Below are 22,552 nucleotides of genomic sequence, written 5' to 3'. Positions count from 1 at the left end.
CCTTTATGTGGTCTAAGGGTGAGGCTAAAAACACACCAAGCTAGAAAATCTTAAATCCATCTTTAAAACTATTGGCGACAGGGTAAAATTAATCAAGTTTCCAACAAGATAAAGCCACTTTTACCTAAGCTTTGTGCCAATAAATTACGCAAATAAAATAAAAGTTATCTATGCTGTAAAAACTGCAATAAACGAGCCTGACCATGATTAGCTCTCACCAAGCCACAATGGCAATCAATAACTTTGTTCGAGTAGCCAATATTATTACCAATTTAGACACGATATTAAGCCAAGCAAAGAATCTATCTTTGACTGCTAAAAATGCCAGAGTGGTTGCATTAAGGGCCGGAGACGCTGCTTTTGGTTTTAAACCCATTACTAACTTTATAGATGAGTTTTCAACGCAAACTATCAAAACAACATCTGAAATATCAAAACTATCAAATCAACTTTTTTCGCTCGCGTTGGCCGTTGTAAGGTGCACCGACTTACAACACCAATTAAATAAAGCAAACTCAATTAAACAACATAAGTGCATTGTAACGTTGCAACAACAGAGTCTCTGTGACTTAAAGCAAAAAACACGCGCACTGGAGCAGGCAATCTTTTCCCTTGAAAGTTATTTTGAAGACATTCAAAAACAAATGCGCAGTGCGGAGTACATTGCAGTGACCAGTCGAGTAGAAGCATCAAATGCGGGGGAGTTTAGCCACAGCTTAGAGTCTGTTTCAGACTTTATAACCAATTCGGCCCGAAAAATTAAAACTGCAGTCAATGAAAATCTACAAGAAATCTATGAATTGCGAGGAGCCTTACGTTGAAAGCGACGGAATTATTTAACAGTGAATCTCATCAATGGATAGTACTGGGCAGAGACCCTGCCAAACCAGAGAAAATAATAGACACCAACCAATATCTCATTAAGAGCGCCGAAGAAGCGATTATTCTCGATCCCGGTGGGATTGAGTTATTTTCTCCCATGTTGGCTGGTATTTTACATCATGTTCAAATTGACAATATCACGACGCTATTTGCATCACATCAAGACCCTGACATTATCTCGTCTTTAGGCTTATGGGATAAAACGGTCCCCAATGCAAAGCTCTACGCACCTTGGTTATGGGAAGGCTTCATCAGACATTTTGGGATGGAAAACATTCAATATATGCCCATAAAAGATGAAGGAGGTGAAATTAAACTCGGCCATGCAATCCTCAAATTCATTCCTGCTCACTACTTGCATTCATCAGGTAATTTTAACGTGTATGATCCCAGTGCAAAAATACTCATGAGCGGAGATATTGGCGCATCATTAGAGCATGGTGATGTGCCTTTATTTGTCGACAATTTTGCTGAGCACATTCAATATATGGAGTATTTTCACCGTCGTTGGATGCCATCAAATAGGGCAAAAAACAACTGGGTTGCCCGTGTCAGAGAGCTTGACATCGACATGATGGCACCACAGCATGGTCGTATTTTCAAAGGCGAAATGGTTGCTGAGTTTTTAGAGTGGTTTGCCAAGCTTGATGTGGGCATTGCTTAAACAAATACCCACGAATTAAGTCTGTTGTAAGACGTCATTCTTTTGCTGCGTTGATCCACGCTTTAACTGGGTCAACCCAAGCCGCCAAAGGCCGATAAAAAGCGCCATGGCTCAATCCAGTATGAATGGCGATTTCACGGAATGACTGAGTTTCAGTGCTCTTCTTAGCAAGCTTTTCACAGCTGCCCGATTTGTCTGTTTTTTCATAGACAGACAAAACGTGCCCATACACCTTTACATCAGTATGCTTTTTCCAAACTAACCGTCCGCACCCCGCCAAAATAATGGTATTAACGCCTAAATCAGAAAGCTTGTCAGAGGTGAGGCCCGTAATAAACGCCCCTCGAGAAAAACCCATTATCGTAATATTAGTCGGCTTAACCCCCTGCTCAACTAAAGTGCGAACCTGCGTATTTAAAGTATAAGCATACTCAAAGGGATCGGTATCTTTTGCTCTATGCTGAGCAATTAAGTGATAGTGGCTATCAGCTAACGCTTGCTTAATTGCAGGAAAATCATACATGCCCCAACCAAAACGAGTATCAACAGGTTTGGGATTATCCCCCTCCACAATATAACCATGAGAGTAAAAGACATACTTGGCATTGCGGTCAATATTGGTAGGTAAATCAGCATATACTTGCCCCGCAATACTATGACCAGAAATAAATAACGCCAATACTGCGCTGGTAATAAGTCTTATCATATCGTTGTTAAATGTTCCTAAATAGGTTACTTAATACCAAGTATATATGAAAGCTATTGCTGCGACCACACGGCCAGTTCGTTACCACTGGGTTCTATAAAATGAAATCGCCGTCCACCTGGAAAGTCAAAAATCGCCGTGCTGATTTTGCCACCGGCTTGCTCAACAGCGGCTTGAGTTTTTTCCAAGTGAGTACTGTAAATAACCACTAATGCACTGCCTTTACTGGCTTGCGCATGTAAGTCTGCTTTGTAAAACCCGCCAGCTAGACCTGAGTCTGAAAAAGCACTGTAATCTGGCCCATAATGTGTAAACTGCCAATTAAACACCTGAGTAAAAAATGCTTCCGTTGCAACCAAATCTCGAGCTGCTAACTCAATATAATTAATATGGTGATGGCTCATAGCTTACGCTCTTTAGTATGTACTCTCGTCAGCATAAAGTTCCGTGAAAAATTTAGCAACGCTTTACCTATATTGCTACGAAACATAAGGGTCACTTAAATAAAAAAAGGCACTGAAACAGTGCCTTTTGATCAAGCTAAAATGTATTGCTTACTACATTTAGAATTCAGCTTTAAAGTTAATTGCTGCAGTTCGTGGTGCACCGATCCACGCTGATTGGTTCGCAACGCCACCTAAATAGCTTTTATCAGTAATGTTATTTATGGTGAAACGAAGCTCCATCGCTTTTATACCCGAAATAGGCGCTTCAACAGCAACGCCGGCATAAAAATCTGACACAACATACGCATCAATCTGTTTTGTGTTAGCTGCGTCCATCCAACGGTCGCCGACCCATTTGGTCGAAAGGCCTGCAAAATAATTCCCCTTCTGCCAATCAAACGATACCACCGCCAAGTCTTCTGCTGAGCCAAATACCGTATTACCTTGCGGGAACGTACTTAACCCGCCAGTATATGTTGAATCATTGTGAGTATAAGATGTATACATACCCCATTCATTGGAAATATACCAAGTCGCTGACAACTCAATACCATTAGATTCAATACCGCCAACATTTTCATACGCGCCATTGTTACCAATAGAATAGTTGATCCCGTCCGGTGAATCGGGCGCGATGAAGTTAAGACGATTGTCAAACGTCACATCATAAAAAGTCACACTGGCATTCAATTTATCAGATACATAACGTAGTCCTAAATCAATATTCTCAGCCGTTTCAGGTTCAATTTCATCTAATGCTGACGAATCTCTTTCTAACACGGTATCTTTAATTGCCGCGAAGTTTTCAGCGTACCCAGCAAAGACCTCTAAGCCATCTATCGCTGTCGGCGCCACAATACCGGCTGATAACAAAGTATCTGAATCGGAGGTAAGCGACGTGTTCTTGCTGCTATCGAACTGGTTAATACCTTCTAAATCAACTAAGAACTTTTTCGCGCCCACTCGTACTCTCGCAATCGAAAAATCCAGCTCATTTTCAATATACAGCATCGTCGTATCAACATTAAACTCTCGATTATATTGCACCCAATAAGGCGTATTATCAAAATTCACACTGACTCTGGCATCGATTCTTTTGTGCCAATCACGCCATTCTTCACGTTGATAATCTTCATACCAAATACCGGCACGAACGGTATTATCCATATCAGCTATCTTGCCATAATAAGTAAAGTCGGCATTAAAGCCCAAACGGTCTTTGCCATAATGTGTATGGCGATAAGAACCAACCGGAATGGCACCTGAAGCGTAACATTTGGGGTCATACTCAGCACCCGCACCGCCATAAGGGAAAGTAATGCTTGAGGCACAACCCTCCATTGCAGTCAGTTGGCGACCTTCTTTGTCTACAAAGTAAATACGGCCATTTGAACTACCACCTGTATACGAGGTATTTGTCGTAATTTCGCTATGAGGTTGATTAAACCCGTCAGCAGAAATATCTTCTAAATAAGGTGGGATCCAATCACCGCGCCCTTCATTGTGATGGTAATACACATTCCCTGATAGCTCCCAGTTGCGTGCTTTATAAGTCGCTTGTACATACCCAAAAGTGTTTTCGCGATGTGTTTGCCAGCCATTACGAAACACCTGATCGACATACGGCGTGCCTGTGATTTGGTCTGTTAACCTATCCCAAGTAGGGTCAATGGCAAATTGTTCTGTACTAATACGCTGATAGTTGGCTTCTGTTACATCGTCATAGGACGCATACGCCTTAACCGTGAGTGGTCCATTAACATGCATTAGTTTTGCGGCTAAATGATCTCGCTCACTATTTCCAACTTGTTGTACCCAATCGGAGTTGCTCGAACTTGAAACACTCACCCATGCATAGGTATTATCGAGCACTTCCCCTGTTTGGTAACGAGCAAAGTATTTCTTTGCATCAAAGTCACCGTTAGTCATCGACAAAGAGAGCCCCGCTTGCTCTGTCGGCTCTAAGGTCGTAAAATTAAGTGTGCCGCCCAGTGCTTCATTAGAACGAGACGCAATATCTGCTGTACCCTGCGACACCTGCACTGTCCCTAAGTTCTCAGTATCTATATAGCGATTGGCTTTAGCCCCTCCGCCATAGTTTGAGTTACCATTAGCAATACCATCAATCGTAATACCGATTTGCTGTTCATCTAAACTCAATTGAAAACCACGAATAGATACCGTCGTAGACCAATCATCTGAACCGAAAGTGTCGCCTTCATTCACTAACACCCCAGGTAAATTATCGATAATGGCCAAGGCACTAGTCATGGCAGCTTGTTGTTTCGACATTTCTTGGCTGGTAGCATTGTTTGCAAACGACACACTTTGCGCAACAACAGCCACTTCTTCCATTGTGTCCTCATCTGATTGTGTGTTGTTAGCTGAAACACTGGTTGTAAAGCTTGCCAAAAGTGCAGCGGTAATAAGATTGAGCGAGAGAGTATTTTTCATGGTTTCCCAACTTCTAGATTAAGGGTTAATAGTAGAACGCGAAGTAGTATGGAAAAGTTACATGACAAATAGGAACAAGTTATTTGAACGTTCAATTAATAAAAATTGAAACTAATAAGACAGTGCCACATGAACGGCGAAAGTTATCATAGGATATAAAATGAAGTGCCAAGCAACCGTGTGCTAATACTCAATCAAGCGTATAAACAAATTGAGTAAGTACGAACCACTGCCACACTCTTGTCATATTAAAAGACGACACTATTCGTGATGCAAGGAGCTAGCGTCCCCCTAACGACTAGTCTGTCTAGTATTATACATTTTGTTATATATTGTTGGGTCATACTTTGATGGCCCTTTTTTTTTGCATGATTTTTCAGCATAAGTAAAACTACCTGTAATAGCATAGCCCCTAAAAATTAGCATGAGGCTAAAGGAAGCCACGCCGACACATGCTTGCTTTTTATACCTGCAACGCACAATCGATTACCTTACCCATCTCATATATAGCAACGCATTCTCAATAGGGCTTATGTTTATAAACACACATAGACCAAAGTCTACCTGGCTATTATTTAACCAGTAAATACAGTAATAACTCACAACATGTAAAAAGGTCATACTATGAATTTAATAAAACTCACTATCGGAGCATGTGCACTCGCATGTCTCATCAGTAGCAAAGCGGCTTACTCAGCAGATTGTAGTACAGTCAACGAATACCCAAATTGGACAGCAAAAAACTGGTCGGGGCAATTTGATCATGCCAACACTGGGGACTTGATGCACTACCAAAATAAGCTCTATAAAGCCAATTGGTGGACCAAAGCCATACCCGGCTCGAACCAATCTTGGCAATATCAAGGCACCTGCTCAGATCCCACAACCCCCAAGAAAGGAGCATACGATAAGCATGGGAAGCTGGCTGTATGTGGCACCAAACTATGCAACAAAAACAATCAACCCATTCAACTACGTGGAATGAGCAGCCATGGCTTACAATGGTATGGACTTAACACATGTTTAACCGAGCAATCGCTGGATGTATTAGCGTATGATTGGCAAGCTGATATTTTAAGGATCAGTCTCTACGTACAAGAAGGTGGCTACGAAACAAACCCAGTTGGTTTTACTAAAGATGTAAATACACTTATCGCGATGGCAAGTGACAGAGGCATGTACGCGTTAGTAGACTGGCATCAATTATCACCGGGTGATCCGAACCATAATACTGAATTGGCTAAGCAATTCTTTACCGACATCGTTACTCATAATAAACACCGTGATAATGTACTTTACGATATCGCTAATGAGCCAAATAACGTCGCTTGGCTGAGTATTCGTGACTATGCATCAGAGATCATTCCGGTGATCCGCGCCATTAAAAACGACGCAATTGTACTAGTTGGTACGCATGGATGGGCTACGTTTGGTGCGTCAGATGGCGGAACGCTCCAAGAGGTAATAGATAATCCAATCCCCTTTGACAATATTATGTACACGTTTCATTTTTACGCAGCATCACATTTAGAATTTTATCGCACAAGGCTAGATAGCGCCTCAGATGCACTGCCCGTCTTTGTCACTGAATGGGGCTCTCAGAAATACACTGGCGATGGCGATAATGACTTTATCAGTACACAAGCCTATATTGATTTAATGAAACAAAAACAAATTAGCTGGACTAACTGGAACTATTCAGACGACATGCGCAGTGGTGCTGTTTGGCAGCAAGGTACCTGTCGCACCAGTAACTTTTCTGATAGCCAGCTCAAAGAAGCCGGTAGTTGGATCAAACAACAAATACTATTAGGTCGATAACCATACTGCCAATATGGGCGATCACACTGTGCCCGTATTGGCTTTTAAAAATTAAAGCGATGCTCCATCCTATAATTTTGCTACAAGACTCGCTATTTTTTGTTGTGCATCTTGCACAGAGTTTGTGTGACGTTCATCTGTAAACTCTTGATATTCTGATCCTACTTCGTAAAAATCCTCTACGCCCAAATAGCGGCTTAACATTTTTATATGTGGGCCTAGATGATTCATATGTGAGCGAGCTTGTCCTGCTGCAAAGCTATGCTCACCGCAAGAAGTAAGCAAGACCATCGTCTTACCAGATAATAATGGTTGTAGTGCGTTATCACCTAAGCTGGCATCAAATGAAAAAGTTTTATTCACCCGTATTACTTGGTCAAACCAAGCTTTAAGAACTGCCGGCATGCCATAATTATACATCGGCGCAGACATCACAATAAGGTCAGCCTTTACTACTTCAGCTATCAAAGTATCTGAGACCTGTAATACGCTGTGTTCCTTCTCTGTGATGTCTTCTTTAGCAAAACTTGCTGCCAGCCATGCTTGATCAATAAAAGGAGGTGGCGTTAATGATAAGTCTCTATTAATTATAATGCTATCAGGGTTTTCCACTAGGTATTCAGTCATAAAATTATGCGCTAATTGCCGTGAAACTGACTGGTGCTTCGCTGTATCACTTGTGTATGTCCGTACGCTGCTATCGATTTTTAAAATGCACGTCATTATTTTATCCCTTTGCTCTTTGAGGTTAACTATTTGACCTATATTATTTCTCTAATCAATTTTTTCCACAAACGATAAAAACCACCCAATAGATGAGATATACTTATCTATAAAATAGACAAACACAGGTGTTTAATATTATGCAGTTTAGGCAACTCCCTTCTTTAAATAATTTAAAAGCATTCGCCGCAGCAGCACAGTACGGGAGCTTTAAACAAGCCGCTGAAGCCTTAAATGTCACCCCAACTGCAATATCACACCAGATAAAAAATCTAGAAGATCACCTCGGTGTCACGTTATTTGAAAGAAAGGTAAGGGCTATTACGTTAACCGAAGAAGGAGAGAAGTTAGCAAAAACAGCATTGAGCATATTTGCACAATTGCATAGTACGCTAAGCGAATTAACAACACCCAACAACCTCGTCAGAGTGTCTTGCTGTACCTCATTCGCCACATTGTGGTTAGCACCCCGTTTACCTGAATTTTATCAACAACACCCTAATATTCAGATAGAGATCTGTGCCAATGATCAACTCATTGATATTACTCAAACGCGGCAAATCGATGTGGCTATTCGCTATGGTAATCGACCCTGCGCTGAAAGTGACGAGATCTACTTAGCCACTGAATACTTGCAAGTTTATTGCGCGGCCAATGCTGTAAATACCCATTCGCAAACAAACCAAACACTGTTTGTAACACAGTGGCAAGAGACCCCAGGCCTTGCCAATATACCGTGGCAAGCTCACTTTAATAAAAATGATTTTAAGATCACCAGCTTTACTCAAGAACATTATGTATTGCAGGCAACACTGGCAGGTCAAGGCATAGGGTTATTGAGTAATATTTTAAGTAGCACCACAGTGCAGCAGCACTGGTTACTCCCAATGGAAAATTTACCCAAAGTCACAGGGTATAGCTATTCTTTACGACTATCACGCCACGCAAAAAATAATCATGCTGCACGCTATTTTAGTGAATGGATGAAAAAGGCGATGCAATCTGAGAGCACATCGTGAGCGTGGCATCACACAAGCTCAGTAAAATCATTGCAAAGTTAAGACTGTTACCTTGAGGCTGAGTTTAATCAGCCAATATAACGGAGCGCATATCACTGGGCTTTTTCTGAATTTACTAATGCGATAATGCGTTTAGCTTTTTCAAAATGGTCAAGCCGATGGGTTTGGATCCACCAAGTAGCCGCTTCCATTAAAGAGTCAGGGTCGTCATTCTTATTGGCAAAAAAAGCATAAAATGAGACGCCAACCCCTTCGCCTTTCTGTGCTATTTTTTTATTACATACTTGAATGATTTTTTGTCTTAATACCGCACGCATACTGACTCGATCCCCTTATATATTACTACTGATGATAAATAAGCCGTATATTATCACTGTCAGCTGTTATTAACAGGCGGGAATGTGATCACGCCTCCCTTTTAACTTGATGCCCACAGTATTAAAACAGCGCAAATACTTTTATACTCATTACAGACCTTATTGTTATTACTATCCAGCTAACCATGCACCACTTAGAAAAAGATTCTCACGCTGACTATTTAATCGATGAAATAATCGCACCAAATGACACTTTGTTTGTATACGAAAACAGCGACTATCGATGGTTGACCTTTTCAGACAAGATTATTCAAGGCGTGATGTCTTTAACCCACCCCGAGCAAGTTGTGTCACCCATAAGCCAAGCATTAATGCTCTTTTTATTGACTGAGCAGTCCGGTTATAGTTTGCTCAATTTAGGCTTGGGGACTGCCGCCATTGAGCGGGGGCTACAATATTTAAACAACAAACAAAAAGTAACCATACAAGATTGCGTCACCGTTGAATTGAGTGACGCAGTGAGCCATTGTGCCAAGAAGCACTTTAATTTCAGCGCCAACAGCTTACACACTGAATGCGCAAAGCATTATATCAACACCACGCACTCGCAGTTCAATGTTATTGTGTTAGACATTGTGCACACACAGTATGAGAATGATTTCTTACAGCAAGCACCACTTTGGGAAAAGATCACCCAAATGCTTGTGCCCAATGGACAAATCCTCTTTAACTTCAACCCATATTCTGAGCATGGGTTGATCATGTTACTCAAGACCATTCGCCCTCATTTTAGCGCCATTGATATCATCGAATTTCATCATTATAAAAATATTGTGATCCGTGCACATAAATCGTCAACGTTTAACCTAAGCCAACACGCCATAAATCAGAGCAAGACGTTCACAACTATCGCGCCACATTTTTTGCACAACGTTAAAAATATATTCAAGGTATAGTCCGCGTTTAATTCGGTGCACTATAGCCCCTTAAAAGTCACTGAATCTGAAAATAAAGCCTCTTTAGCCATACAGAAGTAGCGTAAGTTCAACTGCGTAACGCATCAATATATTTAGCTCTTGAGCTTGCTGCATATTCATGTGGCGCAAAGTAAGCACTTGCTTCATCCAGTAAGTCAATCGCGCGTTGCAGTGTTATCATCTCACCCTCGGTTAACTTACCTATGCCAGATAAGTACTGTATAGTATGCATAGCGACTTCTTTTCTTACAATTTCGGTTACTCGTCCAGTTCGTGTGCACAAGCCATATGTTCCCGCTATAAAATAATGAAACTGCTCGTTAATATAGCTATCTAGCATCATGTTTTTGCCTGCATCATTGCGTACATATCCCTGTATTTTTAGCGCCTCATACTCACGCAAAAAGCATACCTTAAAATGCGCGTAAATCGTTTGTTCATTTGAGAGCGCTCGGATATCAGTGATCCACTGTACACAGCCCTGCGCATAGTAGGTGCATTGTGTATTTGGTACCGTATGCTCACCAAAGTAAGAGTGGCAGCTTAACGAAAAATCCAATAGGTATGAGGGCTTAGGGACCGCACCTTGTTCGAGTAGCTTATCGAAGGCAGTCTCTGATATATTCGATTGCTCAATCAGCTGTGCTTGAGATAAAAAGTTACTTTGCAAATACTTTCCCAGCGCCACAATTTCTTCAATAGTGTTTTCCATACTCGCACCCGTATATAACAAAATATGCAAACATCGTACACGTAATACACCCGTCACACTTCGCTTACCATCGAAGCAACGGCCACAATTTTGATGCTGCGTCTCCAAGTTAAAATAGCACTAGGATTTAAGAGAGTATTTGGTTAAGGTACTGAAAAATATTACCATGAGTTAACGATGGAACCTGATATAGCCTCTTTAGCAGCCATGATAGCCGACCCCTCACGGGCAAAAATGCTCACGGCATTACTTGGTGGTAGAGCACTCACAGCCACTGAGCTTGCCCTTGAAGCTGATATAACAGCACAAACAGCCAGCAATCACCTCGCTAAGCTACTAGAGAAAGAGCTATTAGTGGTACGCAAACAAGGGAGACACAAGTATTTTCAACTTGCAGGAGAGCACATTGCGCGACTGCTAGAAAACTTAATGGTGTTAAGCCACAACATGAGCAGTATTAAAACAGGACCAAACGACCCCAGTTTAAAAGTGTCACGCGTGTGTTATGACCATATGGCAGGAGAAGTTGCGGTGGCACTATATGACTCACTGTTAAAACAAGGATTTATTCTTGATAATATTGATCATTGCACACTCTCGCCAGCCGGCGAACGTTTTTTCATCTCCTTAGGCGCGGATCTGACCACAATAACAACCAAATCAAGGCCCATATGCAGGCCTTGCCTTGATTGGAGTGAACGGCGCAGTCACTTAGCTGGCACACTTGGCCAATGGATACTCAATGATGCACTACAAAAAGGATGGGCTGAGCGCGACCTCGTTACCCGAGCCATTCATTTTAGCCCTCGTGGCAAGCGAGCTTTTTTTAACTGCTATGCCATTGTATAGCATCACTTTGCAATGCCTTCTCGCACCAAAGCTTGTAAAGCCGTTAACGCTTTTTCGCCATCATGCTCAGCAACAAACACATGGTCATGATAATACGCCGCAATCACATTAGCACTGACATTAACTTGCGTAAGCTTTGCTGACACGGCCGCTGTTAATCCAACCGCATCGAGACTTGAATGCACCATCAAAGTAATACACTTAAAACCCCCGCATACACAATGCCAAACTCATCGGCTTTTGCCTGTGTTAATACCGCCGTTAAGCCCTCATTTTCCTGAAAAGTACTCAACGGCGTTAACTGAGCCAAACGTGTATAATCCCAATTTTCTAAAGTCGCAAATATATAGCGCTCACTCGCTAACACAGGCTCCATTGTAGCAATTAATTTCGCTAAATCAGTTTCACCAGACATTATTTATCCTCAAAGGTTTATTATTTATATTAAGACAGTCTTAAAGCCATAGGCCGTTAAAAGACCCAAAAATAGAGAGGTAATGAAGGTATGAAAAAACTATCACGCTGGCGACATTAACACTCTATTCAATATTGGGGCCGTTCCCTGCGAAAATAGAGCGGTGAGGTCGTCCTCACTTCAAGCTAAACACATTTTTATTCTGATTTAATGACTATATCAAACACTCCTCTTAAATCACACACCACATAATCGAGTATTCATAAAATAGCAATGACGAAGATGGTTACACCTTTAAAGTCGAAAGTCAGGAATAAGCTTATAACTAAACGAAAATGGGCCAACGTCTTTGGTTGACCCATAATAGATATTTATCTCTTTTCAGGTATTACCCAAAAAGTCGTTTACTGAGATTTCTTTTTTGTTACCTTTTCTTTATGACCAATTACACGTAACGACCACCCTTTCAATGTGCCAGCATCGGCATTATTTTCATTGTTAATTGTCACTGTAGGACCATTAGTTTGGTTCAAAACGAAGTTACGATCTGTATTACTGATATCTGTAATATGAAGCTTCCATTCACCATTCATGGCGTTAGATTTTTCATTCCAGAATTTATAACTTAGCATCAAGTGATCATTGTACCCGTTATATAAAGCATCTTTTGTCACATCAACACCTTGATATTTGGAAATAGCTCGACCAACTAAATTATTATATGGTGACATTAAGATGCTGCGAGTCCCACTGGGTGATTCAAGCTCAATCTTCAAATCTGAAATTCGCGTGTGGTCAATATCTAGACGAACTTGAACAGCTTCAACAAATAAATCCTCATCAATTGATACCGTGTCAGTCACCGTTTGCGCATCATCTGAAATAGCAATATTTTTTTGACTATCGATACCATGCCAAGGCGTCATGATTAATTCAGACGGTAAATCTGTGATTGCGTGACGACGAATAAGCTCCACAGCTTTATCTACGTCAACTAAACCGAACCCATAATAAGGAGAATAACTCACGCTTTCTTGCGCATTATTTTGTGACCAGCCTTCTAATCCTACTACATCACCGACTAAAATATCTTGATAATTTGGGTCTATCTTAGTCGCTGTTCTTGCAAGTAAATGGCGGATATCACGGGCAGATAAGTCATGATTTTGCTGCTCTGCTGCAGAAAGCATCAGCGCAATAGCACCCGACGTATTCGGCGCAGCTGATGATGTACCATTCATGCTATAGCTATACTCAGCACGACTTGCCATATAGCCCACAATAGAAATTGTTGGGTTACGAATTTGCAAAAAGACTAAGAAAGCTAAGTCGTTCGTATTGGCACCAAAAGAAGCTGAAATTGCTTGCTTATCTTGCACTGAAACCTGAGTATCACTTTCCTGCAAATGCGCTAACAACATAAAGTCTTTACCGTAGAGCGCTCGGTATTTTTCTGATATGACGTATAACGTATCAATTGCATCAATATTGGCACACGCGATGCGATTAAAGGTATTTGTGTCTAACTCCCCTCTAAGCTCAAGTAACTCACAAGTTAACGTAGGCGTAACATGCCCCGGTGTCCCTTGATCATTTCCACCTGGTGCAGTCAAAAACACATTGCTGCCCACTGAAGAGTACGAAGAAAGCTTACCATCTGCATTTAGTGCACTTACAGTCAGATTCCAGTAGTTAGCTTGTTCAAAGTCGACATTAGAGTTGTGCCACGGTAAACCAAAATTATTATCACCCGGAGTGCTATATCCCTTTTGAATAAGCCCGTTAGCACCTAAAGCATGTACACGAGAGCCGGTATAACCATTCCCTGCAGATTTCACAAATGTGGCTTCTCGTGGATCTAAAATATTACTGGTAGAAACTTGCTCTAAAACTCGCATACGATCAGCTTGATCAATCAATAGTACTTGCTCACCAGAAGCGGTTGATATTGTTTGAGCGTATTCATAGGGAATACTGATTGCCTGACTTACACCGTAACTTTGGTTAAATACTCGAATTTCATCTGTAATAGTGTGTGCGTTGATATCACCATCATCACCATGACTGACCTTCCACTGTGCGTGGCTATCTACTGCACCGCCAAAATTTGAATATGAAATGATTTTCGCACTTGGTGCAACGCCTCGAGCCCCTATATCATTCATAACAGCCGCAATAATGCCGCCTACCATAGTGCCATGAGACCCTGATACATCTTCATTGGTATTGGGGTCAATGATCACATTGTCAGCTAAATCAGGGTGAGATAACTCAACCCCGCTATCAATAACCGCAACTTTAACATCTTGACCTAAATGGCCCCAAATATGGGTTTGCCATAAGTTCAAGTCTACCCCAGCAACGGTTCCAGCTCGAGTTCCATTATTCAACAAATTCCATTGATACTGCACTAGCGGATCGTACTTTAAATCAATCCATCGATTGTCATAGTCGCGGTCTGTCGTCGCGCTGGCTTGAAATACAAGAGCAGCCGATACTGCACACGTTAAAAGGGCGAGTTTATTTTTCATCAGACTTCCTTCGTCATATTTTATCTATATTTTAGTACTAGGCTTTTTTCGCCATATACTTCGCTAATAAAATCAAACAGAAGAAACACGCAAAAATAACACTCATCAATAAAAATATTACATAAAACCCTGACAAGGCTGCGATAGACAAAAAATATCACATTTAATAACGTTGGTTCATTGCAACAAAAAAGCAGCGCTTAATGCGCTGCTTTAACACGGGGGAAATAAAACTTATGCCTATTGGCGGCAACTTGCAGTATCAAAGTCAACGATAATACTGGTGTTCGTCGCATCGCCATTAATTTTTAAATATGACCAGTGCTGAGTGCCTGCCGGAACATAGATGCACTCAGTGTGTGTGCCACTGTTTGATGTCGCATCATAGTCTGACTCACTTGGCCAACCGCCATTTTTGTAGAATACTTCTAAGTTACCTTGGCCATGTGCAGTGGTAATTGCAACGCTCTGTGCAGCCGAAACGTCAGCAAGGCTTAACCAAAGCGTACCATTACCACCTAAACAACTAGCAGTGCCCGCTTCTAACCGCCCACCCGTGATAGGCGATTGTGTCAAACACGCGTTTGGTACTACTGTCACTGGTGGAGTTGTACCTCCAGTTTTAACCAATACGGTATAATCTTCCACTTCACCATCACCAATATTGCCGCACGCACTGTTTGCTGCGCTGCTATATTTCATTGCAACGCGTAGTCTTAAAGATTGACCGACTAATCCAGCAGGTACCGTCAATTGGCCGCTGACAGCGCCTTTACCAGACGCGCCTGTAAGTACTTTTTCATTCTCACTGAACGTACCATCATTGTTACTATCTAACCATGCAGTCCAATGCTCAGTGTAAGTGCCACCAGGCGTTAATGTCAGCGTATTATTACCTTCGGTCAGCTCAATGACTTTACTGGTAAAGTCTTGGTAACCAACCCCTTGGGACGGGTTCGTAAAGCTGCCAGATTGTACATTGGCAATCCACTCATAGCGTGTATTACCAGACGCTTCGCAATAACTTGACTCACTCACTGTCACTTGTGCAGTTGAGGCGTTTGTCAGTCCTAAATTATCAGTCACAGTCAAAGTGGTGCTATAGTTGCCAGCTGCTGTATAAGTGTGGATTGGGTTTGCACTGGTGCTTGTTTGTCCATCACCAAACGCCCATGCATAGGCGGTAATTGTACCATCAGGATCAGATGAGCCTGCACTGCTGAACGTAATCGCTTCACCAAGCTCCACCGCGTAAGGCCCATTGGCATTCGCCACTGGCGCTTGATTGCTGGCACTCACCATCACATTGGCAGAGTCGGTTGCAGTGTTGCCGTCATTATCAGTCACCTGTAGCGACGCATTATAGTTACCCGCTGATTGGTAGTTATGTGTTGGATCCGCAAGCGTCGATGTTGCTCCATCACCAAACGCCCATAAGTATGACGTGATTGAGCCATCAGTATCATTTGACCCTGCGCTGCTAAACGAAATATCTTGACCAATCAGCGCTGAGTAATCGCCATTCGCTTTTGCAACTGGCAAACCCGAACCAGCTTGGCGCTCGTAGTAGACCACCAATGAAGCACCGCTATATTCTAAAAATGGGTCAATCATAATATTAAGCGTACCGCCCCCTGCACCAAACTCACAGTATTCACTTAAACGCGGCGCACTAAACGGCCCACAGTCATAGGTGGTTTTATCTGGTGTCGCATTCATACTCATGTATGCATCGGGATCGCCTTGGTAACCGCCGGGTATAACGGCAACCGTGCGCACTGCATTTGTGGGGATTTGATACTGATAAGTTTTTACCGGTGCACCTTTGGCCGATGCCAAATCTTTTACCTCAGTTAAAAACACTCGCTCACAACCATTACATAATGTGCTGTCTTGGGCGCTAATGACACTTAATGTGGCATTCGAATAAGAGGAAAACGCATCGACTGCTGCATGATAAACCTCTGTACTTGAAGGAGAAGAAACCGTCACTAACTCAGGCGAACCGGCACTTCTAAACGAGATAAAATCGGCATTCCAATTATCGCCAGTTTTAGTTGGCACAGTGCCTTTGGAGACATACATGTCAGGATCTTCGTCATATCCGTCAAGGTAAAATGCAACCGCTTCAGTCCCCGCAGGCACGGTCATTTCAAAGTTATCTACTTCACCTTTTTGCGCTGATATATTATTAAACGTTTTAATCGTTGTACCTTGTGGTTTTGGGTTACCGCCTATGCCATCCCACGGGTGATCAGCGTTACTTGTTAGTTCCTCTAAGCCAACTGCAATCAAGTTGTTATTTGACCAAAGTGTTGCACGGGCTGCACTGTGTAATGCCGCAGTCATGCGTTTAACTTGATCTTGGGTATACATGGCATAATTATCGGAGTAATGCATGAAGTTCTCTGTATTGGTAGCTTCACCTAAACAGTTTTGTGCATTATTTTGTAATATACTGCTGCTCATTTGTGGTGTGTCGCACGAGCCATCTCCCGTTGCACTGCAAAAAGCTTGTGAATGGACCGTACAGATCTCACCATCGAATGTATGCGGTAAATTTAGCCAATGACCAAATTCATGCGTAAGTACTGAACGGAAGTTTTCATTGGTATTTGCGCCTACATAATCGCCGTTATATACCACCCGCGCTAAACCCGCATCAGACATACTCACTTGTGGGTACCACGCAACCCCTGAGTTATTTGTTTTACCATCGGCATATAAGTCATGCTGGATGTAAATGTTCATGTATTTAAAGTTATCCCATGCATCTGCGGCTATTTGTGCATCGGCCTTCTCGCCATCACCGTAGCCTGCCTTTTCAGCATGACGCACGATACCATTCGTAACATTGCCGCTGGGGTCTTTTTTTGCTAATACAAATTCAATATCTAGGTTTTCACGAATTGCCTGAAACTGGGCTGAAATGGGGCCATCATCCGTGATCAACCCTCTAAAGTCTTCATTGGTTTTATTTAAACCCTCAATGATTTTTTGCTCAGTTAAACAGTAGGTGCCAGTCTCGCAATTGTATCTATCGCCGTAAACATGCACCACAACAGGAATGTAGTAACGTCCGGCTACGCCATTACCATTGAGTGCAGCGTCATCTGATACTTGTGCCATACGTTGCTGTATTTGACTTGTCAGACTGCTCGGGAGTAATGCTTCACGTGCATTCTCTTTTTGCAATAAGTCCCAGTTTTGCAAATTCGTGTCGGTACCACAGATCTGCCCTGAGCTCGCTTTATTGAATAACCCAGATTCAGCTGACACACTGCTTTGTAACGGCATCATTTGATTTTTAAACGACTTAGACTCTGCGACTTCACCAGCAAAAGCGCAAGCCGACGACATGCCTGCTAGTAACATCATAAGGTAGCTTTTTTTATAATTATGCCCATGTATATTTTGTCTACTAAGGCTGCATAAACCCTTAAAATTAAATAGCATCATTTTTCTCCTGTGAGTAACTTTACATGTTGTATGAGTGCCTTTATTGGCAACAATATTGTTATTTCAACAGTTTATTCTTATGTTTTTACTTTCTAACCCTGACGAAAAAAAGTACATCTCAAAAACAAAAAACAACCAAAGCAGCGACCATACATGGCCACTTACTTATTTTTTAAGCTACAACACAAAGTGCGATTTGTATACAATATAATTTATATTTTTACATTCTATCTATTTTAAAATGAACTTTTATTGACATTTATACCGAGAATATAGGCATGCTAAAAGTCAAAAATAAATAACAAAAGCGACAATACAGACACAGGCAAGTAATACTCTTAAGCCAAGAAGAATTTAACGGTGTCTTTAATATCAAAAGTATTTTAATCATTCAGTTACCATTAAAAGGCGTCACTCTTTAACTGAACTGAGCTCTGAGGAAAGATGGCTTTACATAACTAACCTCAGGTTTGGATAAGGGTTTTGGAATAGAAAATGTTTTGAAAACAAACTTAACTACAATCCAATGATGATATTTCGCTCAATATCAAGGCGCTTTTATGCAGTAATAGCGGGCTATTACAAATGAAAGTAGCGCCGAGAGTGAGAAAAATAGCTTTATTGGGCAAATTCGCTTATCCAGAGCTGAGGTTAACTATGTTAGTAATGGCTTCTTGTTCTCTGGAGTGCCATATTCACTCGACAGTCAATGTCGTATTCATATTTGCACCGCCACCCCTCAATTCAATCCACCGGCTTGACCATTGACGTGATAGTTCAATTAGTAAAACCCCAGCATTCAAGATAGTATTCAACCATCACTTATAAACCTACTTACATTTATATGGCTATTACTGTGCAACTATTCCCTATCTGGGCACTTTTATTTTCAACAATCGCGTTTGTCTTTCCAACTTACTTTGTTGACCTAAAAAGTATGATTGTTCCCCTGTTAATGGTGATCATGCTCACCATGGGACTGACATTAGCACCTAAAGACTTTGCTCGTGCTGCACAGAACAAAAAAGCCATTTTTATTGGTGTTTTATTGCAGTTCTCTGTGATGCCTCTTTTGGCATTTTTATTGGCTAAAGGGATGAGTTTTGATACACAGTCACTCATTGGCATGGTATTGGTAGGGACTGTGGCTGGTGGCACAGCCAGTAACGTTTTATGCTATCTTGCCAAGGGTGATGTTGCTCTGTCTATTACTATGACAGCAATTAGCACACTGATAGGAGTTGCGCTCACACCTATCTTAACGTCACTCCTCATTGGCGCGCTGGTCGATATTCCTATCACAAGCATGCTCTTGAGCCTACTTAAAATTGTATTGCTACCCGTCACCTTGGGTGTACTATTAAACATGTACTGCAATAAGCTGATCACAAAAAGCTTAACCATATTACCTTTACTATCAATGTTCGCCATTGTTTTTATTATTGCAATTGTAGTGGCACTCAATCAGGCTAAGCTAGAAACGATTGGTTTCATTATTATGCTCGCTGTAATGCTGCATAATGGCATAGGCCTATTGTTGGGCTATTTTATACCTAAGCGACTGGGGTGTAGTGAGCAGGTTTGCCGCACTATTGCTTTTGAGGTGGGCATGCAAAATTCAGGGTTAGCAGTGGCACTGGCAATGAAGTTTTTCACGCCCAGCGCAGCTGTAGCGGGTTCACTCTTTTCAATATGGCATAACGTAAGTGGCTCTGTATTGGCAAGTTATTGGCAAAGAACAAAGACCACTCACGACAAATAGGACCACGTCACCAAAAGTAAGACAATGTGCCAGCATCCTGTCTTACTTTTTTGAAGGACTTACAATACAAAAGTACTTCGCAAAAAACACTTACAGCGCCGTTATCATTAAAACGACCTAGTCGTGTGCGGCATAAACGTCACATAACCGATCACTAGAATAACTATTGTAATGCGTTCACTGAAAGTGACCGCTTACCTTCTAATGATAAGTAGTCATGAGCACTCAACGGTGCACTTATATAATAGCCTTGCAACATCGCATTTTCGAAGTTTTTAACGTATTCCAATTGATATTGATTTTCAACCCCCTCAACCACCACGGTTAATTTTGCACGCAGGGCGGTTGACATTATTTGCTCAAGAGACTCAGACGTGGCGCGTCTATCGCGAATTTCCCCAATATAAGACTTATCAACCTTGATAGTTTTATAATACCCATTGGACAACAGCTGATAACTTTTTTTATCATTAGCAAAGTTATCAATAGAGAATTTACATCCTAAGTTAATAATTTTTCGCATATTACTTTTTATGTATTCACTGTCTGCTAACGCTTCATTTTGCTCAACTTCAAAAATAATAAAACTCGCAATTGACGGCGCGCCTTTAAGTAGTTGCTTAAGGTGACTAAATAAATGTTCAGTGTTTAACTCTTGTTTTGTAATATTAATATGAATTGGTGTTAGGTGTTTTTTTGTTTCTAATTGCACTTTGAGTAATGAAAACACTTGATTCAAGACAATTTCGGTCATGCCTTCTTGCAAGCCTGGCTGACTTTTAAGCATAGGAATAAACGTTTTTGGTCCTAAATTTCGGTTATTTTTCCAACGGATCAGTGCTTCATAACGCTTTGGCCTATCTAGGTCATGGGGGATGTATATTGGCTGAAATACCAAATAAAAATCATCTGGGTTAAACGAAATACTGCTGGTGAGTTTACGAAGCACATGCTTTTTATACATTTCAGCTTTATAAAGTTGTTCATTGTGAAAAAACACCCCGTTGTCGCTTTCTAAAGCATGCTCCATTGAGTAAGCTAATCGACGCTGTACTTTATCCATACCATAAATCGCTGAATAGCCGGTTAAACTCAATGAAGATATCGCATAATCAATCGGAACTTGAGTATTGCTAATTGAGACTTGGTCGGGTAATTTTGCCAGTATCTCCAATTGCTTTTCAGCAGCTTCTTGTGCATTAGCGCCACTACCTTGGGTTACATAAGCCATTAAAATGTACTCAGAATCATACAAGGCCAAGGCAAACGGCTCACAAGATTTGCTGATCGTGTTAAACAGCTCAGATAAAGAGTCTAAATGCTCTTCTACATCATCAAAAACCGGCTGTTTTCCTAATTTAATCAGTGATATATGGTAACGGGTAAATTTACGCTCGACTTTTAATAACTTTTGCATGAATTGGCGATAATTTGGAATATCACTGTCACCATGATAAAAAACTTTTTTACTTAGCGCTGATTTCGCTTCTTTAATATCTCGTAATGTTTTTAAATCGCCTTTACGCAACTGATTGACACGCACTAAAGCGATGATGCTGATCACTGCCACACCCACCGCAAGCGCTAAAACAAGATTATCCATTATAGTGTCTATCTACATAAAAAATTTTTCTTATTAGACGCCATAAAAGTGGATAAAATATGTAGCCATTGGGGAAACACGCTAGGAGTTTACCCAATACTGTATCGGTAATGTTAAAAGAACCGCTTTAAATACGCATTATGGTGACTAAAACCGCCAATTGAGCTTGCCACCCACTGTTCATCATAATACGTATTCAAGTAGCGTTCGCCACTATCACAGATCAAAGACACAATAGCCCCTGTTTCACCTGCTTGCTGCATACGGTCAATGAGATTCAGCACCCCCCAAATATTAGTCCCCGATGAAGGACCAACCTTGCGTCCTAATTGTGCGTTTAACCAATGCATTGCAGCTATGCTCGCCTGATCTGGTACCTTCAACATGTCATCCACAACACCGGGGATAAAAGAAGGCTCAACTCTTGGTCGACCGATCCCCTCAATTTTACTGCCGCAATGATGGGTAAGCGCTGTATTTTTGCTTTTATAATAGTCATAAAATACTGAATGCTCTGGATCAACAACCAGCAACTGTGTGTCATATTGCTGGAAACGAATATATCGCCCTAAAGTCGCTGACGTACCACCCGTCCCCGGGCTCATTACAATCCACTTTGGCACAGTAAATGGTTCATCGGCCATTTGTTTAAAAATACTTTCAGCAATGTTGTTATTGCCACGCCAATCGGTCGCGCGTTCTGCAAAGGTAAATTGATCCATATAAAAGCCATTCACTTTTGCAGCTAACGCTCTCGACTCGGCATAAATTTGATCTGTTTGCTCAACTAAATGACATTGGCCATTATAAAATTCAATTTGTTTAATCTTTTCTTGTGCGGTCGATTTGGGCACGACAGCAATAAAAGGTAAACCGAGTAATTTAGCGAAGTAAGCTTCTGACACGGCGGTGCTGCCAGAAGAAGACTCGATGATGGGGGTGTTTTGGTGAATTTTACCATTACACAGTGCATATAAAAAAAGCGAACGCGCTAAACGATGTTTTAATGATCCTGTAGGGTGTGTACTTTCATCTTTTAAATACACTAAAATATTCGGGTGGCTTTTCAAGTCTAACCGAATAAGGTGTGTGTCGGCAGACCGTGTATAATCCGCTTCAATCGTTTTAATTGCCCAGTTTATCCACGCTCGGTTCATCGCTTAGCTCCTGTTTAGCTCATGGTAGCACTTAAACCAAGACTGGCATCTTTTT

Annotated in this window: 19 protein-coding genes; 7 read left to right on the top strand and 12 right to left on the bottom strand. The window is 41.4% G+C overall.

The genetic code is table 11. The features are described 5' to 3' along the window. Positions 1–203 precede the first annotated feature (203 nt). Positions 204–821, top strand: a complete 618-nt coding sequence (locus BGP78_RS18535) for a chemotaxis protein (RefSeq protein ID WP_119862778.1) — start codon at positions 204–206, stop codon at positions 819–821. Then, positions 818–1,546, top strand: coding sequence for an MBL fold metallo-hydrolase (locus tag BGP78_RS18530; protein WP_119862777.1), 729 nt, complete (start codon positions 818–820; stop codon positions 1,544–1,546). Before BGP78_RS18535 ends, BGP78_RS18530 begins: the two co-directional genes overlap by 4 nt. A gap of 34 nt (positions 1,547–1,580) precedes the next feature. Here the strand turns inward: BGP78_RS18530 and BGP78_RS18525 are convergent, their stop codons facing one another. The 3 genes from BGP78_RS18525 to BGP78_RS18515 all read right to left on the bottom strand — a co-directional run bounded on the left by BGP78_RS18525 (position 1,581) and on the right by BGP78_RS18515 (position 5,152). Beyond that, positions 1,581–2,252, bottom strand: a complete 672-nt coding sequence (locus BGP78_RS18525) for an alpha/beta hydrolase (RefSeq protein WP_119862776.1) — start codon at positions 2,250–2,252, stop codon at positions 1,581–1,583. 53 nt (positions 2,253–2,305) lie between these two features. Then, positions 2,306–2,656 (bottom strand): VOC family protein, encoded by a 351-nt coding sequence (locus BGP78_RS18520; RefSeq protein WP_119862775.1) that lies wholly within the window; start codon positions 2,654–2,656, stop codon positions 2,306–2,308. A 159-nt stretch (positions 2,657–2,815) separates the two neighbouring features. Continuing rightward, positions 2,816–5,152 (bottom strand): TonB-dependent receptor, encoded by a 2,337-nt coding sequence (locus BGP78_RS18515; protein WP_119862774.1) that lies wholly within the window; start codon positions 5,150–5,152, stop codon positions 2,816–2,818. A gap of 624 nt (positions 5,153–5,776) precedes the next feature. On the opposite strand from BGP78_RS18515, the gene BGP78_RS18510 reads away from it, so the two are divergent. Then, positions 5,777–6,973 carry a cellulase family glycosylhydrolase gene (locus tag BGP78_RS18510; protein ID WP_119862773.1) on the top strand — a complete coding sequence of 399 codons (1,197 nt, stop codon included), beginning with the start codon at positions 5,777–5,779 and terminating at the stop codon, positions 6,971–6,973. Between the two features lie 69 nt (positions 6,974–7,042). Here the strand turns inward: BGP78_RS18510 and BGP78_RS18505 are convergent, their stop codons facing one another. After that, on the bottom strand, positions 7,043–7,696 hold the full coding sequence (locus tag BGP78_RS18505) for an FMN-dependent NADH-azoreductase (protein WP_119862772.1): 654 nt from the start codon (positions 7,694–7,696) through the stop codon (positions 7,043–7,045). 140 nt (positions 7,697–7,836) lie between these two features. On the opposite strand from BGP78_RS18505, the gene BGP78_RS18500 reads away from it, so the two are divergent. Continuing rightward, positions 7,837–8,715: a LysR family transcriptional regulator gene (locus BGP78_RS18500; protein WP_119862771.1), complete on the top strand. Its 879-nt coding sequence runs from the start codon at positions 7,837–7,839 to the stop codon at positions 8,713–8,715. A 92-nt stretch (positions 8,716–8,807) separates the two neighbouring features. Here BGP78_RS18500 and BGP78_RS18495 read toward each other — a convergent pair whose 3' ends face one another. Further along, positions 8,808–9,032 carry a DUF6500 family protein gene (locus tag BGP78_RS18495; RefSeq protein ID WP_119862770.1) on the bottom strand — a complete coding sequence of 75 codons (225 nt, stop codon included), beginning with the start codon at positions 9,030–9,032 and terminating at the stop codon, positions 8,808–8,810. Between the two features lie 185 nt (positions 9,033–9,217). Here BGP78_RS18495 and BGP78_RS18490 point away from each other — a divergent pair, with 185 nt between their 5' ends. Then, positions 9,218–9,988, top strand: coding sequence for a hypothetical protein (locus BGP78_RS18490; RefSeq protein ID WP_119862769.1), 771 nt, complete (start codon positions 9,218–9,220; stop codon positions 9,986–9,988). Between the two features lie 88 nt (positions 9,989–10,076). On the opposite strand, the gene BGP78_RS18485 is transcribed toward BGP78_RS18490, so the two are convergent. Beyond that, complete coding sequence (locus BGP78_RS18485) at positions 10,077–10,721, bottom strand: DUF6058 family natural product biosynthesis protein (RefSeq protein WP_147386097.1); 645 nt, start codon at positions 10,719–10,721, stop codon at positions 10,077–10,079. A 177-nt stretch (positions 10,722–10,898) separates the two neighbouring features. Between BGP78_RS18485 and BGP78_RS18480 the strand changes: the two genes are divergently transcribed. Beyond that, a complete protein-coding gene (locus BGP78_RS18480) occupies positions 10,899–11,570 on the top strand; it encodes a helix-turn-helix transcriptional regulator (protein ID WP_119862767.1) in 672 nt (223 codons plus the stop codon). A 2-nt stretch (positions 11,571–11,572) separates the two neighbouring features. On the opposite strand, the gene BGP78_RS23070 is transcribed toward BGP78_RS18480, so the two are convergent. The 4 genes from BGP78_RS23070 to BGP78_RS18465 form a co-directional block, all read right to left on the bottom strand. Continuing rightward, positions 11,573–11,758: an ACT domain-containing protein gene (locus BGP78_RS23070; protein ID WP_404936058.1), complete on the bottom strand. Its 186-nt coding sequence runs from the start codon at positions 11,756–11,758 to the stop codon at positions 11,573–11,575. Then, positions 11,758–11,985, bottom strand: a complete 228-nt coding sequence (locus BGP78_RS23065) for an ACT domain-containing protein (RefSeq protein ID WP_404936056.1) — start codon at positions 11,983–11,985, stop codon at positions 11,758–11,760. Before BGP78_RS23065 ends, BGP78_RS23070 begins: the two co-directional genes overlap by 1 nt. 404 nt (positions 11,986–12,389) lie before the next feature. Continuing rightward, the gene (locus BGP78_RS18470) at positions 12,390–14,516 is read right to left on the bottom strand and encodes a S8 family serine peptidase (RefSeq protein ID WP_119862766.1); all 2,127 of its coding nucleotides are present in this window, start codon (positions 14,514–14,516) and stop codon (positions 12,390–12,392) included. Positions 14,517–14,756: 240 nt separating this feature from the next. Beyond that, positions 14,757–17,894: a M43 family zinc metalloprotease gene (locus BGP78_RS18465; protein WP_259386379.1), complete on the bottom strand. Its 3,138-nt coding sequence runs from the start codon at positions 17,892–17,894 to the stop codon at positions 14,757–14,759. A 925-nt stretch (positions 17,895–18,819) separates the two neighbouring features. Here BGP78_RS18465 and BGP78_RS18460 point away from each other — a divergent pair. Then, positions 18,820–19,737 carry a bile acid:sodium symporter family protein gene (locus BGP78_RS18460; RefSeq protein ID WP_119862764.1) on the top strand — a complete coding sequence of 306 codons (918 nt, stop codon included), beginning with the start codon at positions 18,820–18,822 and terminating at the stop codon, positions 19,735–19,737. A gap of 163 nt (positions 19,738–19,900) precedes the next feature. On the opposite strand, the gene BGP78_RS18450 is transcribed toward BGP78_RS18460, so the two are convergent. Together BGP78_RS18450 and BGP78_RS18445 are read right to left on the bottom strand one after the other, a co-directional pair. Continuing rightward, a complete protein-coding gene (locus BGP78_RS18450) occupies positions 19,901–21,340 on the bottom strand; it encodes an EAL domain-containing protein (RefSeq protein WP_119862763.1) in 1,440 nt (479 codons plus the stop codon). Positions 21,341–21,453: 113 nt separating this feature from the next. Continuing rightward, the gene (locus tag BGP78_RS18445; RefSeq protein WP_119862762.1) at positions 21,454–22,497 is read right to left on the bottom strand and encodes a PLP-dependent cysteine synthase family protein; all 1,044 of its coding nucleotides are present in this window, start codon (positions 22,495–22,497) and stop codon (positions 21,454–21,456) included. Between the last annotated feature and the right edge of the window lie 55 nt (positions 22,498–22,552).

It is taken from the genome of Pseudoalteromonas sp. MSK9-3 (assembly GCF_003590335.1).
Lineage (GTDB): Bacteria > Pseudomonadota > Gammaproteobacteria > Enterobacterales > Alteromonadaceae > Pseudoalteromonas.
The sequence above is the reverse complement of the archived record's forward strand: the minus strand, read 5'-3'. Positions and strand labels throughout refer to the sequence as shown.